This window comes from Listeria grandensis (assembly GCF_014322885.1).
Lineage (GTDB): Bacteria > Bacillota > Bacilli > Lactobacillales > Listeriaceae > Listeria_A > Listeria_A grandensis.
The window spans coordinates 1-13,881 of record NZ_JAASUG010000019.1 but is presented as its reverse complement, the minus strand read 5'-3'; the positions used below and the strand labels follow the sequence as shown (position 1 = coordinate 13,881).

General features: G+C 41.9%; 11 protein-coding genes. All 11 read left to right on the top strand.

Features of this window, described 5'->3' with window-relative positions; all coding sequences use genetic code 11:
- Nucleotides 1-318 (top strand): hypothetical protein (locus tag HCJ54_RS15020; protein ID WP_187138219.1); only part of this gene is annotated, 318 nt, incomplete at its 5' end.
- Between the two features lie 391 nt (nucleotides 319-709).
- Complete coding sequence (locus HCJ54_RS15015) at nucleotides 710-4,417, top strand: Ig-like domain-containing protein (protein WP_187138218.1); 3,708 nt, start codon at nucleotides 710-712, stop codon at nucleotides 4,415-4,417.
- A gap of 233 nt (nucleotides 4,418-4,650) precedes the next feature.
- Entirely contained in the window at nucleotides 4,651-5,532 is an 882-nt protein-coding gene (locus HCJ54_RS15010; RefSeq protein WP_376699095.1) for an ABC transporter permease, read from the top strand.
- A gap of 17 nt (nucleotides 5,533-5,549) precedes the next feature.
- A complete protein-coding gene (locus tag HCJ54_RS15005) occupies nucleotides 5,550-6,530 on the top strand; it encodes a carbohydrate ABC transporter permease (RefSeq protein ID WP_187138217.1) in 981 nt (326 codons plus the stop codon).
- A gap of 121 nt (nucleotides 6,531-6,651) precedes the next feature.
- Nucleotides 6,652-8,112, top strand: a complete 1,461-nt coding sequence (locus tag HCJ54_RS15000) for an ABC transporter substrate-binding protein (protein ID WP_187138216.1) — start codon at nucleotides 6,652-6,654, stop codon at nucleotides 8,110-8,112.
- Between the two features lie 143 nt (nucleotides 8,113-8,255).
- The gene (locus tag HCJ54_RS14995) at nucleotides 8,256-8,630 is read left to right on the top strand and encodes a BlaI/MecI/CopY family transcriptional regulator (RefSeq protein ID WP_241433329.1); all 375 of its coding nucleotides are present in this window, start codon (nucleotides 8,256-8,258) and stop codon (nucleotides 8,628-8,630) included.
- A 6-nt stretch (nucleotides 8,631-8,636) separates the two neighbouring features.
- Nucleotides 8,637-10,571 (top strand): M56 family metallopeptidase, encoded by a 1,935-nt coding sequence (locus tag HCJ54_RS14990; RefSeq protein ID WP_187138215.1) that lies wholly within the window; start codon nucleotides 8,637-8,639, stop codon nucleotides 10,569-10,571.
- Nucleotides 10,572-10,751: 180 nt separating this feature from the next.
- Nucleotides 10,752-11,474: a DUF975 family protein gene (locus HCJ54_RS14985; protein ID WP_187138214.1), complete on the top strand. Its 723-nt coding sequence runs from the start codon at nucleotides 10,752-10,754 to the stop codon at nucleotides 11,472-11,474.
- Nucleotides 11,475-11,489: 15 nt separating this feature from the next.
- Nucleotides 11,490-11,843: an iron chaperone gene (locus tag HCJ54_RS14980; protein ID WP_187138213.1), complete on the top strand. Its 354-nt coding sequence runs from the start codon at nucleotides 11,490-11,492 to the stop codon at nucleotides 11,841-11,843.
- A 127-nt stretch (nucleotides 11,844-11,970) separates the two neighbouring features.
- Nucleotides 11,971-12,330 carry an MmcQ/YjbR family DNA-binding protein gene (locus HCJ54_RS14975; protein ID WP_187138212.1) on the top strand — a complete coding sequence of 120 codons (360 nt, stop codon included), beginning with the start codon at nucleotides 11,971-11,973 and terminating at the stop codon, nucleotides 12,328-12,330.
- Between the two features lie 192 nt (nucleotides 12,331-12,522).
- Complete coding sequence (locus HCJ54_RS14970) at nucleotides 12,523-13,812, top strand: adenylosuccinate synthase (protein WP_187138211.1); 1,290 nt, start codon at nucleotides 12,523-12,525, stop codon at nucleotides 13,810-13,812.
- The last annotated feature ends 69 nt before the right edge of the window (nucleotides 13,813-13,881 follow it).

The following is a 13,881-nucleotide window of genomic DNA, read 5'->3' as shown; positions in this document are numbered from 1 at the left end:
AAAGAAGTTGTGGTACATGAAGATATCAATGACTTAGACCAAACGGTTCGCTTTATCAAGAATCCAGATCCAGAAAATCCGGAAAGAGTAGATCAACTAGACAATCCGCAAACACCAGAAAATCTGTCTAAATCAGATAACGATCCAAGCGAAATAGGGAAAATAGATAAAGCTAGTAAAAATGAAAAACGTACAATCTTAACGGAGAGAATGCCGAAAAATGGAGACGATTTCTCGTTGTTAACCCTCCTATTTGGAAGCCTGCTTGTAGTGATTGGATCCAGCATTCTCCTCAATAAAAGGAAACAACATCTTTAAAAGGTAGATCATAAATACAGTACGGTGAAGGCGCACTTTCAATTCATGGAAGTGCGCTTTCTAATGCATAATCTGAGATTTGGAATCAAGAAAGTGCGAACCAAACATACTTACAGAAGCTAGGTATTGAGAAAATCAAGCCCCCTATCGGTGTTTCCTTTTTTAATTATTTTAGTATTTTTTGTCGTGATAGCGTTTACTTAGAAAAAAAGAAGCTGTGCATTTAGATTTAATCCGCTTTCACAAATTTAAGATTCATAATCCATCCACAGACAGCATCAGTAAATAAAGCTTATACTAAACATATAGGAGTAAAGTTTCGTTGAGTTAAAATTTGGATATTCGCAATATAGGGATTTCAGATAAAAAATGGAGATTGTGGAGGAAGTAAATGAAAAAGAACGATGTGAGTAAAGTTGTAAGAAAGGGCACAATAGTTTTAATGGCTGTGGGACTAGCACCTATTTTCCCCATAGACAGTGTGAATGGAGAAGCGTCAACTAATTTACCTGAAGAATTTTCTGGAAAAAACACAATATCAACAATTAAAGGAGTTGAATCACCAGGAATAGACCGATTAACAACGAGTGCCAATCCTGTCATCGGAGGGACAGGAGTAGCAGGAGCAACAGTTGTTATAACAGCTGGCGATCAAGAAATTGGACGTGGAACAGTATTTATCACAGGTCAGTATTCTATTCCAATTTTAAAACAAGTAGCGGGAACAAAATTATCAGTAACTCAAAGCATAGAAGGCGACACGAGCACGGCGCGAGAAATCAAAGTACCAGAACCCATCATATCCATGCCGACAACGATAAGCTCTAATGAAGTGAGCTACAGAGGCATTGCACGTAGAGGTTTTTCAAAAATAAGAGTATATGATGAGACGAATCAACTTGTGGCACAAACAACAGCGATTGGAAGCGGGTCTTTCGTGTTTAGTATGCCAAAACAAGTTCCCGGAAGTAAATTAACACTCATAGCAACAGCAGGTGCAGAATTAGAAAGTAGAGGTATAGCGGTCGTTAAAGGATTAGATGCTCCCCAGGCAGGGAAAGTAACGGCATTCCAGACAAAAGTGAGTGGAGTAGGCGCAGCCAAGGCTAAAATATCGATCAAAGCTGGTGGCGTTGAAATAGGTACAGGAACAGTAGCGGCTAATGGTGCTTATGAGATAATGATTCCGAAACAACCAGAAGAAACCAAGTTACTCATCACTCAAATATCAGGAAGAGATATAAGTCCTGCCAAAGAAGTGATCGTAACAACAGGTGCCAAACCAGCCATTACAAATAACCTGACAACGAATAGTACAGAAGTAAATGGAACTGGAGAGAAAGGCGCAACAATCCATGTGAAAGTAGCAGGAAAAGAAATCGGCACAGGGGAGGTAACAGCTGAAGGTGTGTACAGCGTTCGAATCCCAAGGCAAGCCGTCAATGCCCAAGTTTCTATTACACAGTCAGAAGAGGGGGCAACAAGTGAAGCGCTGGAAGTAACGGTAGCCCAAGGTATTGTAGCTCCTGGAATAGACCGACTAACTACAAGTGCCAACCCTATCATCGGTGGAACAGGAGTAGCGGGCGCGACGATTATCGTAAAAGCTGGAGACCAAGAAATTGGACGTGGAACGGTATTTATTACTGGTCAATATTCTATCCCAATTTTAAAGCAGGTGGCTGGAACAACCTTATCAGCCGTCCAAAGTAAAGATGGCGACACGAGTATAGCGCGCGAAATAAAAGTACCAGACCCAATCGTTTCTATGCCAACAACAATAAGTTCTAACGAAGTAAGCTACCGAGGTGTTGCGCGTAGAGGATTTTCGAAAATAAGCCTTTATAATGAACAGAAGCAAATCATAGCACAAACAACAGCGATTGGAAGCGGATCTTTCGTATTTAGTATGCCAAAACAAGCTCCAGGAAGTAAATTAACACTTGTAGCAACAGCAGGTGCAGAATTAGAAAGCAGAGACATAACCGTCGTCAAAGGGCTAGATGCTCCCAAAGCAGGGAAAGTAACAGCTCTCCATACAAAAGTGAGTGGAGTAGGAACATCGGGTGCAACCATATCTGTCAAAGCGGATGGGAAAGAAATAGGTACAGGAAATATAGCGGTTAATGGTACGTACGAAGTAGTCATTCCAAGGCAATTAGAAGGCACCCAATTGCTCATCACTCAAGTATCAGGAAGGGACATTAGCCCTGCCGAGGGAGTGACTGTCTCAAAAGGTTTGGAGCAACCAACCATTAATGCAGTGACACATAATAGTACAACGGTAAATGGAACTGGAACAGCAGGAGCAACAATCTCTGTGAAAATAAATGGTAGTGAAGTAGGCTCAACGACAGTCAATGCTGATGGTGATTACCAAATAGCAATCCCTCAACAACGAGAGAACACGAAAATGCGCATAGAGCAGAGTAAAAATGGTGATATAAGCGTGCCTCAAGAGTTAGCTGTTATAACGGGTTTGAGTGTAAATACATTTGCGACTAATAGCACAGAAGTGAGCGGTACAGGAGTTCTGGGCGCAACAATAACCATTGAAAGCAACAATCAAGTAGTGGGGACTGGAAAAGTGAATGCCAATGGATTATACTCCATCCCAATTCCAAAACAGCAAGAAGGAACACTATTACGGGCGACTCAAAGCGAAGGCCCATTGGAGACAATAGAAATAACAGTATCCGCTACAAATCAAAATAAAGAAGATTTAGTCGCGACTAGTGTAGCTGATTTTGGTGCCAATGCACTTGACCCTGAAAGCACGCTGGATCAGTCCACCAAACTGCAAAATATCATTAACCAAGCCGCTACAGCCAACAAAAAAGTATATATACCAGAAGGAACCTATATCATCAATAAATCGCTAAAATTAAAGACGAACATGAATCTAAAAGGTGATGCAACGCGAGGAACGATCTTAAAGAATACCTCAGGAGCTGGCGTTATTTTTGACGGCAGTGATTATGCAGAGGAAAAAAACGTCTCTATCAATAATCTCCTATTGGACGGTATTGGCATAAGCGCACGTGTAGCGACTAACATTTCGATTACAAATAATATTTTTTACAATCCGAATCCGGGCTTTAATATTGTTTTGTATGCCAGTGATAATGCGGTTATTAAATCAAATATTTTTATGAGAGACGCAAAACATACCGCACCAGGTACTGGCAATACGACGATATATGTTAGCGGTTTTGCGACGGGTGGGACATATAAACATATGCAAAATACGCAAATTGAGGGAAATGTCATTGGACTTAAAATCAGTGAGCTATCTGGCATGAAGAGTGTTAGTCCAGACGCGACAAAAGCGACGATTACTAAGCTTCAAACACTAGCTGAGTCGAAAAAAATAGATGTGACAGAAGATGACCAGAATTATATTTCTACAGGGATTAATTCCTACAACACATTAAAAAATGCCAAGATCAATCGAAATTTCTTCTACTCTAACAATAATGTCGGGCAAGATCATGCTATCTATCTAAGAGGATCTCAAAACATAGATTTTGTAGGCAACCATGTTCGTGGTTTTCATAATGGCGTAGCAGGAGGCGTTAAATTTAAATCAGGACGAAATATCCTCATTATGAATAACTATTTTAGAAATACAGGGATTATTATGTATGGAACTGCGGAATATGGTTTAGCTGACACTTATACATCCGTATCCGAATTGTCTAACTGGTTAGTTGCGGGCAACACTTTTGACTGGAAAAAATGGGAGGATAGTTATGCGTTTGGGATGGAACTCAACTGGGCAACTCGGACGCCTAACACGCATAATGGTGTTTTTATAAGCAATGCGTATATCAACTATCAAAATATACCATCCAACAGAAGAGTCGGTTTAGGATTAACAACAGATGGCGTAGGATTTTTTTCAGCTGATTCTTATGTGGCTGGGAACACCCGTGATGACACAGCAGATCGCATTTTAAAAGTGCCGGGATGGTCAGATGATTATCAAGACTTGATCCCTAATAAGAAGGCGTGGGAAAAAGTGCTTCCTGCCGATATGACATCAAAATATGAGGAGTACTCGAATATTTTCACACCGTTACGGGATAATCTGAGGTAAACGCGGAATAGAGCAACAGAACATGAGGGTGGACCATAAGTTGAGCGAAATATCAACTCGTGGTCCATCTTTTTTTGCTTTCCTAATTTTGTCCACAAATCTATATTTCCCCCACTATTCGCGATACCCCTAAAAAAGGTACACTTAATATGTTGAAAACACTTACAAAAGCGGGGTGACACGAATTGAAGAAGTTCTTCAAAAAGCTCTACGCGAATAAAATTTGGTTATTCATGGTTTTACCAGGAGTCGCATGGTTTTTAATCTTTGCGTATTTACCGATGTTTGGAACTGTGATTGCCTTTAAAGATTACCGTGTAGATGGAAGCGGATTCATATCTAGTCTAATGAGTAGTGACTGGGTAGGGCTAGAAAATTTCAAGTTTTTATTCAGAACAGATGATGCCTTTATTATTACAAGGAATACCGTACTTTATAACTTAGTCTTTATTGTCGTGGGGCTCCTTTTGGGCGTTGCTTTGGCGATCGTCTTTAACAGTCTTGTAAACAAACGCATGGCAAAAGTGTATCAAACTGGTATGCTATTTCCCTACTTCCTATCATGGGTTGTTGTGAGCTACTTCCTTTACAGCTTCTTGAGTGAAGATAGTGGACTACTTAACTCGCTGATTGTCTCCTTTGGTGGCGATCCAATCTCGTGGTATAGCGATCCACACTATTGGCCATTCATCCTGATTTTCATGAACATTTGGAAGGGGATGGGTTACGGCAGTATCGTCTATTTAGCCGCGATTGCAGGTATTGATCGGAATTATTACGAAGCCGCAATGATCGATGGCGCCGGCAAATGGCAACAAATTCGCCACGTTACGATTCCGGCTTTGACACCACTGATTATCATTCTAACAATTCTAAACGTCGGCAAAATTTTCAACTCTGATTTTGGCTTGTTTTACCAGCTTCCGCGAAATTCAGGGCCATTATTCCCAGTGACGGATGTTATCGATACATACGTTTATCGTGGTTTAACATCGCTTGGGGACATCAGTATGAGTGCCGCGGCAGGGCTTTATCAGTCGATTGTCGGCTTTATACTTGTCATGCTTACAAACTACATCGTGAAGAAAATCGATCCAGAATATGCCCTATTTTAAAAACGGAGGTGAGTTAATTGGCAGAACAAATTGAACAAGTCGAGCAGTTAGAGCAGGTCAATGGCGACCTCCGCCTGCCGAAAAAAGATAAGCGTAAAAAAACAAAGCCTGACGTCATCGATTTCGGACCTAACATGAACGTAGCAATGAATATATTACTCGGATTCCTTGGCATACTATGCGTCTTTCCGTTCCTATACATCATTGTGATTTCGTTCAGTAGTCAAGATTCACTAGCAACACAGGGTTTCCGGCTTATCCCGAATGAATGGAGCACAGAAGCCTACAAATACCTCTGGAATATGAAAGGTCAGCTGTTGCAATCCTATGGCGTCACGATTGTGGTTACCGTAGTGGGAACTGTGTTTAGCGTAGCGATGATTGCCTTGTACGCTTATGCGATTTCCCGTAAACAATTCGCCTACCGCAAACAATTCACCTTTTTAGCCTTTTTCACGATGTTGTTTAGTGGCGGGATGGTACCAGCATACATCGTCATGACCCAAGTACTCCAACTGAAAAATTCCATCTGGGCACTGATTCTGCCTCTAGCAATGAACGCGTTTTACATCATGATTATGCGAACCTTCTTTATCCGCTCGATCCCAGAACCAATCCTAGAGGCCGCGCGAATAGAAGGCGCTAGTGAACTCCGCATTTTATGGAAAATTGTTTTGCCGCTATCGCTGCCAGGTATCGCGACGATTGCCCTGTTTAGCACGCTCGGTTATTGGAATGACTGGTTTAACGCCTCGCTGTACATCGACAACCCACAACTAGTCCCACTCCAATCCCTGTTGATGAAAATTGAAAATAACCTTGAGTTCATGCGTCAAAATGCGGATATCGCGTTCACAGCCGGCGCATTCAAAAGCATTCCCCAAGACGGTGCCAAAATGGCGATGGTCGTCATTTCAACGATACCAATCGCGATTACGTATCCGTTTTTTCAAAAATATTTCATAAGTGGGCTGACCATCGGGGGAGTGAAAGAGTAAATCTACGGGCTGAGAAACTGTTGGAGCTGCCCGAAATGAGTTACAGCATCTATTTACAGATTAGTGATAAAATAGGGTTCTGAGATTGACTCGGGATCCTGATAAAAAGGGAGGATTTTTGATGAAGAAGAAAATGTTTCTGGTTATGATTTTGAGCAGTATGTTGTTGGTAATGGCGGCTTGTGGTAGTGATAAGTCGGCGAGTGGAGATAGTGAGGTTACATTGAAATGGTACATGATTGGGACGCCTCAAAAGGATAATGCGAAGGTGATGAAAGAGGTCAACAAATATACGCAAGAGAAGCTTGGCATCGGTGTTGACATGACGCAAATCGATTGGGGCGACTACGGCAGCAGAATGCAAACGATGATTAATTCGGGTGAAAATTTTGACATCGCTTACACCGCTGCGGGAGAATTCGTTACGTATTCACAAAAAGGCGCTTTTATGGACATTTCGCCGTACTTAGATAAAGAAGGCAAGAAGATGAAAGCGGAGCTAAATAGCCAACTTTGGAAAGGCGTGACGATGGACGATAAAGTCTATGGCGTACCTTCCAATAAAGAAATCGGCGAGCAACAAGTGTATGTTTTCAACAAAGATCTCGTAGATAAATACAAGATGGACGTGTCAAAAGTAAATTCGCTCGCCGATCTTGGCCCGCTCCTTAAAACAATTAAGGAAAACGAGCCAAATATTACGCCAATCGGTGGGAACAAGGACTTTAAGCCGGTGACGCCGTTTGATTATTTAATTGATTCAGCTGTTCCGCTTCCGTTTGCGGTGGATGAGTACAATGATACTGGAAAAATCGTGAACTTCTACGAGCAACCAGAAACGATCGCCATTTTGAAGGATTTAAATGGATTTTATAAAGATGGTTATGTGAGTAAAGATATTGCGACGTCGACGGATCCATGGTCTTATGACAAGGAAAACTGGTTTGTGCGCATCGAGAAGTACCAGCCATACGCCGAATCGATTTGGGATAAGCAGACAAATGGTCAGTACAAAGTTGTGACGCAACCCATTATGAAAACACCAATCATCAAAAATAGCTCGGTAACAGGTGCGATTCAAGCTGTATCGGTAACATCGAAGCATCCGAAAGAAGCGGTGGAATTTTTGAATCTGCTGAACACCGACCCGTACTTGCGTAACTTGGTCGATAAAGGAATCGAAGGTACGCACTATACAGAGCTTGCGGATGGCAGTATTGAAGATTTACCAGCGCGTGTGGAAAATTACTCGATGCCAACATACGCACTCGGAAATCATTTTATTTTGAAGAGATATTCCGATGAGCCAAAGGACAAGTGGGAGAAATTCAAAGAGTTTAATGAGGAATCTAAAGCTTCGCCAGGACTCGGTTTCTACTTTGACTCGAAAAATGTTCGGACAGAGATCGCCTCGATTACAAACGTATGTAATGAATTTGGGCCGGCGCTTCTGACAGGGACGGTTGACCCAGATGAATATATGCCGAAGTTCAAGAAAAAGTTGAATGATGCAGGAATGAAGACAGTGATGGCGGAAATGCAGAAGCAATATGATGCGTTTAAGAAAGAAAATAAGCAATAAATAATAACGCTTTGGCTGGGAGCGAGACTTCTGGCCAGAGTGTTTTTGTATCAATTATAAAATTAAATTTCAAATAAACACTTGACTTTTAAAAACGACAAATGTAGAATGTAATTAACGACAAGTGTAGAAAGTGAGAGGTGATGAAGAAAATGAAGCGATTGCCGGATGCGGAATTCGAAATTATGAAAGCTGTTTGGAAGAGTTCACCTCCTGTTTCCACGAATCAAATTATCTCGATGTTGGATGGAGATAAACACTGGAAACCTCAGACAGTACTTACTCTATTAGTGCGCTTAATTGAGCGGGATTTTTTAGAAAGTGAGAAGGTTGGGCGGGAGAGAGTGTATTCGCCAATTGTGACGGAGGAGACGTATCTTCAATTAGAAACGGAGCAATTTATGGACAAGCATTACAATAATTCGCTAGTGGGACTTGTCAATACGCTGTATAAGGGCGGCGATGTGTCGGAGGAAGACATTGACGAGCTCAAAGACTGGCTTTCAAAAAGGGAGTGATAACACTTGGAACATATCATCTACACGCTATTAGAAGCTTCTATCACAATGGCGATCATCATCGTGCTAGTTTTACTATTTCATCATTTTTTTGGAAAAAAATATGCAGCTAAATGGCGCTACTATATTTGGTTTGTTGTTTTACTGGGGCTACTTCTGCCATTTCGACCTGAGTTTGAAACGGCGCTTATCAAGGCACCCATTGTTACGAATGTGGCAACCAATACGAACGAACCACAAGCGACGTCTGGTGGAGCTACGAATATCAGCGAGGTAAATGCCGTAGAAACAACAGCTGCGACGTGGTCGTGGTCATTGCCGCTGATTTTATTTAGCATTTGGTTCACTGGATTTATCATTTTTCTGGCATATAATATCTGGAAGCATTATCGCTTTTTAAACATGGTGAAGCGCTGGACGAAGCCGGTCACGGATAGAAGGATATTGTCGTTGTTCGAACAAGAGAAACACGCGTTGGGAATAAAATCAAAGCATATCGATATACATATGTGCCGATTTGAAATTAGTCCGATGCTGATCGGGTTCCGGAAACCAACTATTTTATTACCGGAGAAACCGATTGATGATGAAGAATTGGCACTGATTTTGCGTCATGAATTAGTGCACTATAGGCGCAAGGATTTGTGGGTGAACACAGCACTGTTACTCGCTACAGCAATTCATTGGTTTAATCCATTTGTGTATGTGATGGGTAGAGCATTTCAAAATGATTGTGAAGAATCATGTGATGAGCAGCTGCTTATGGGCGCAAACCTTGAGAAGAGAAGAACTTACGGGGAGGCGATCATTGGCTTGATTCGAAACAAAGATGTAAAACGAACAGCTTTATCAACTAATTTTTATGGAGGGAAAAGAACATTGAAAAACAGACTAACATCGATTATGGATACGAGTAAGAAAAAGGTAGGCGTAGCAGTACTTTGCTGTGGCGCAACGGCAGTAGCAGTTATTTTATCAGGCAGTATTTTTATGAATCAAGGCAGTGAGAAAGCCGAGGCAGCAGCGGAAATCACGGCGAAGCGCGCACAAGAAATTGCTTTGGCAGAAACTGGCGGCGGCACAGTCGTGAAGTACAGCCTAGATTACGATAATGGCAAGAAAATGTACGATATCAAGATTGTAAAAGGTAACGTGGAGTATGAAATGGACATCAGCGCAACCAACTCCAAAATTTACAGCTTCGAGAAAAAAACGATTCCAACCACAGCAAAAGCTACAACGACGGCGGCAACTTCCAAGCTAAAAGTGACGCCAGTAAAAGAAATTACAGTAGCTAGAGCTAAGCAAATCGCTCTTGCAAAAACTGGCGGAGGAACAGTGACGCGCGCAACAGTGGACTATGAAAACGGCAGAAAAGTGTTCGACATCCAAATCGTCAATGGCAGTGCAAAATATGAAATGGACGTCGGCGCCATCGATTCGAAAATTTACAGCTACGAAAAAGAAACGGTGAGAACGAACTCAGCGAAAGCGAACAACAGCACACAAAATAATACAACAAATAACGCACAAACAACAAAGCCAAAAACGAATACAACAGCACCGAAAACAAGCACAGCAACGGAAATCACAGCAGCACGAGCACAACAAATCGCATTAGCTAAAACGGGTGGCGGTAGAGTTGTTCAATCAAGCGTTGATTATGAAAACGGTCGTAAAGTATACGATATTAAAATCATCAATGGCAATCTAGAATATGACATGGAGATTGGCGCGGCGAATTCAGTCGTGTATAGCTTTGAAAAAGAAGTTATCAATAAGCAACCTGCGACGAGCACGAAGCCAAACACTAACAGCACTTCAAATAATGCTACGTATAATGATTATGACGACGATGATGATCGCTATGATAATGACAATGATGACGATGACAAGTACGATAATGACTACGATGACGATGACAGATACGACAACGACTAAGTTACCATACATGAGCACTCCTCATAAAGTAGGCGCTAGAAAAATTTCTAGTATCTATTTTATGGGGAGTTTTTCTGTAAAGTTTCCCAATATATGATTGCGGTTGCAACATGCTATGCGATATACTTAGAGAGACTGTTGACATCAGCAGAATTACAGGATGAAAGGGAGCGTTATATAATGAAAAAAATAGCAAAGCAGCGTTTAAGAGGCGTCTATCTCTATTCGCTTATCGTTTGGTTAGTGTACATGTACGTGACTGATCGAATGGAAGATTATCAATTCGCATTGGAAGGGTATACATCTGTGATCCTGTCCATTGGAGATGTATTGCCGAATTCGATTATTGCAGGAATTATTTTATGGTTAGCCTATATTTTTATTGGCTTGCCGTTAATGGGGTCGATCCAATGGTTTTTCCTGAGTATTGCAGATCAGCAAAAAGCAAGCTGGCGCGAAATTTTAGAAGTATTTACAAAGAAAAATTATGTACGGTATTTCGTCGCGAGTCTGATTATGATGATTTTTATTGGATTATGGTCGCTACTTTTGATTGTGCCGGGGATTATTAAGTCATTTAGTTATTCCCAAACGTTCCGATTAATGCGCGATAACCCAGAAATGGGCGTGATGGACGCGATTACTTTGAGCCGCAAACGGATGAATGGGCGCAAAACGGAATTGTTTTTTCTACAGTTGAGCTTTATTGTGTGGCTTATTCTACCAGGGATATTACTGATTGTCGGCTTTGCTTTGGGAAATATGGCGTTAGTCGCGGTTGGAGACGTACTATTCTTCATCGTATTGGCGCTTATCGGACCGTATTTCCAGACGACGAATGCCGTGTTTTATGTGGAAGAAATTAGAGGTGGAAATGACGCCAATCAAGCTTTAAAATTTTGATTTGGAGGAGAGCACATGGTGGAAACGGTAGATCAATACATCGCTTGCTTAGAGACGGAAGAACAGCATAAATGGACGATGACGTTTGTTGCGTTTATGCGTGAGAATTATCCGGATTTTGAAGAAAAAATTTCCTGTCAAATGCCGACGTTCAAATTCGGTCAGCAATACATCGCCTTTTCGAATGCAAAAACGCATTTTTCGGTGCATACGCTAGATTTTGAGTTGGTTTTGGAGATGAAAAACCGCTTACCGAGAGCAAAATTCGGAAAAGGCTGCGTAAAAGTGAAATTTGAAGATGATGATGCGATTCCAGAACTGTTTAAATTCTGTCGGGAAATCGTAGTTCGGAATCAAATAGGTATGTAATTTTTATTACAGATGGTTTGTTGCTGCTAGTATGAACAGCGTTGAATAATACGAACTATGATGTTAAGATGCCAGTAGAACAGGTGAGATTTGCTAGAATACTAAGAACTTTGAGAGGAGCTAGTTTATGAATAAATATCCAGCTATCCACCAAGCAGCGCTGAACTTAAAAGGCGCAACGCATGATTACAAAGAAGAGTGGGGTTCCGACCGCTATTTTGTTGGTGAAAAAATGTTTGCGATGTGTGGTACGAACAAAGAAGGGCGCGATATTCTCACGGTCAAAGTGGAGCCGAACCAAGGCGAAATTTTGCGAGCGGAGAACCCGGCGGTTATTCCGGGCTACTACATGAATAAATCTCATTGGGTGTCCGTATTGCTGGATGAAGAAAAGAACGATGACTTCCTTGCAAAACTGCTCGCGCACGCATACGAGCAAGTCTTACGAAAACTCCCGAAATACCGTCAAAAAGAGATTGAAGGCTAAAAAAAGAGGTTATCGCGGAATCAAGTGGGCGATAACCTCTTTTTCACATTACTTGTAGAAGCGAACGATTCACATGTCTAATTTCCGAAACGTTCGATAATTCATTGACTAATGCAAGGACAAACGGTACAATTAATAGTGGAAAAAGCTTGGGAAACCGAGCTTAAAAGACCAATTAAATGAGGTGTTTAGATGTCTTCAGTTGTTGTTGTAGGAACACAGTGGGGCGATGAAGGAAAAGGGAAGATTACGGATTTTCTTTCCGAGAATGCGGAGGCCATCGCGCGTTACCAAGGCGGTAATAATGCAGGTCATACGATCAAATTTGATGGAGAAACATACAAATTGCACTTGATTCCATCGGGTATTTTTTACAAAGAGAAGATTAGTGTTATTGGGAACGGGATGGTTGTTGATCCGAAAGCGCTTGTGACCGAGCTTGCATACTTACATGATAAAGACGTTGATACTGGGAATCTGCGTATCTCAAACCGCGCACACGTTATTTTGCCGTATCACATTCGCATTGACGAAGCTGATGAAGTTCGTAAAGGCGCTAACAAAATCGGCACAACCAAAAAAGGGATTGGTCCAGCGTACATGGACAAAGCCGCTCGCGTTGGTATCCGTATCGTGGATCTTTTGGATAAAGAGACTTTTAAAGAGAAATTAGAGCATAACTTACAAGAGAAAAACCGTTTATTGGAGCGTTTCTACGAGTTGGAAGGCTTTAAAATAGAAGATATTTTAGAAGAGTATTACGAATATGGTCAGCAATTTAAGCAATATGTTTGCGATACATCGGTTGTGCTGAATGATGCGCTGGACGATGGCAAACGGGTTCTTTTTGAGGGTGCGCAAGGGGTTATGCTGGATATTGACCAAGGTACGTATCCGTTCGTAACGTCGAGTAATCCGATTGCTGGTGGTGTGACAATTGGTAGCGGCGTTGGCCCATCTAAAATTAACCACGTTGTCGGCGTTGCAAAAGCGTATACGACGCGTGTTGGTGATGGTCCGTTCCCGACGGAGCTTGATAATGAAATTGGGGATAGAATTCGTGAAGTTGGCCGTGAATACGGAACGACGACTGGCCGTCCGCGCCGTGTTGGTTGGTTTGACAGTGTTGTTGTCCGCCACGCCCGCCGTGTGAGTGGTTTGACGGATCTTTCTTTGACGCTTTTGGACGTGTTGACAGGCATTAAGAAATTGCAAGTCTGCGTCGCGTATGAGTTGGATGGCAAGGTTATTGAAGAGTTCCCAGCGAGTTTGAAAGAATTAGCTCGTTGTAAGCCGGTATACGAAGAGTTAGACGGTTGGGAAGAGGACATTACGAATGTGAAGTCGTTGGATGATTTACCGGCGAATGCGCGTCATTATATGGAACGTATTGCTCAGTTGACAGGCGTTCAGGTTTCGATGTTCTCTGTAGGACCAGATCGTTCGCAGACACATGTTGTGAAGAGTGTATGGCGATTATAAAGCTGAAACGGCCCGTTCAGCTCCGAAAAAAACTGGAGCGGCCGCAGTAAAAAGCCGCTCTTGCTTTTT

Bases quoted from the DNA above. Each gene is read 5' to 3' on its own strand.
- HCJ54_RS15000 (WP_187138216.1), top strand. From the start codon at position 6,652: ATGAAGAAGAAAATGTTTCTGGTTATGATTTTGAGCAGTATGTTGTTG.
- HCJ54_RS14975 (WP_187138212.1), top strand. From the start codon at position 11,971: ATGAATAAATATCCAGCTATCCACCAAGCAGCGCTGAACTTAAAAGGC.
- HCJ54_RS14985 (WP_187138214.1), top strand. From the start codon at position 10,752: ATGAAAAAAATAGCAAAGCAGCGTTTAAGAGGCGTCTATCTCTATTCG.
- HCJ54_RS15010 (WP_376699095.1), top strand. From the start codon at position 4,651: ATGGTTTTACCAGGAGTCGCATGGTTTTTAATCTTTGCGTATTTACCG.
- HCJ54_RS15015 (WP_187138218.1), top strand. From the start codon at position 710: ATGAAAAAGAACGATGTGAGTAAAGTTGTAAGAAAGGGCACAATAGTT.
- HCJ54_RS14995 (WP_241433329.1), top strand. From the start codon at position 8,256: ATGAAGAAAATGAAGCGATTGCCGGATGCGGAATTCGAAATTATGAAA.
- HCJ54_RS14970 (WP_187138211.1), top strand. From the start codon at position 12,523: ATGTCTTCAGTTGTTGTTGTAGGAACACAGTGGGGCGATGAAGGAAAA.
- HCJ54_RS14980 (WP_187138213.1), top strand. From the start codon at position 11,490: ATGGTGGAAACGGTAGATCAATACATCGCTTGCTTAGAGACGGAAGAA.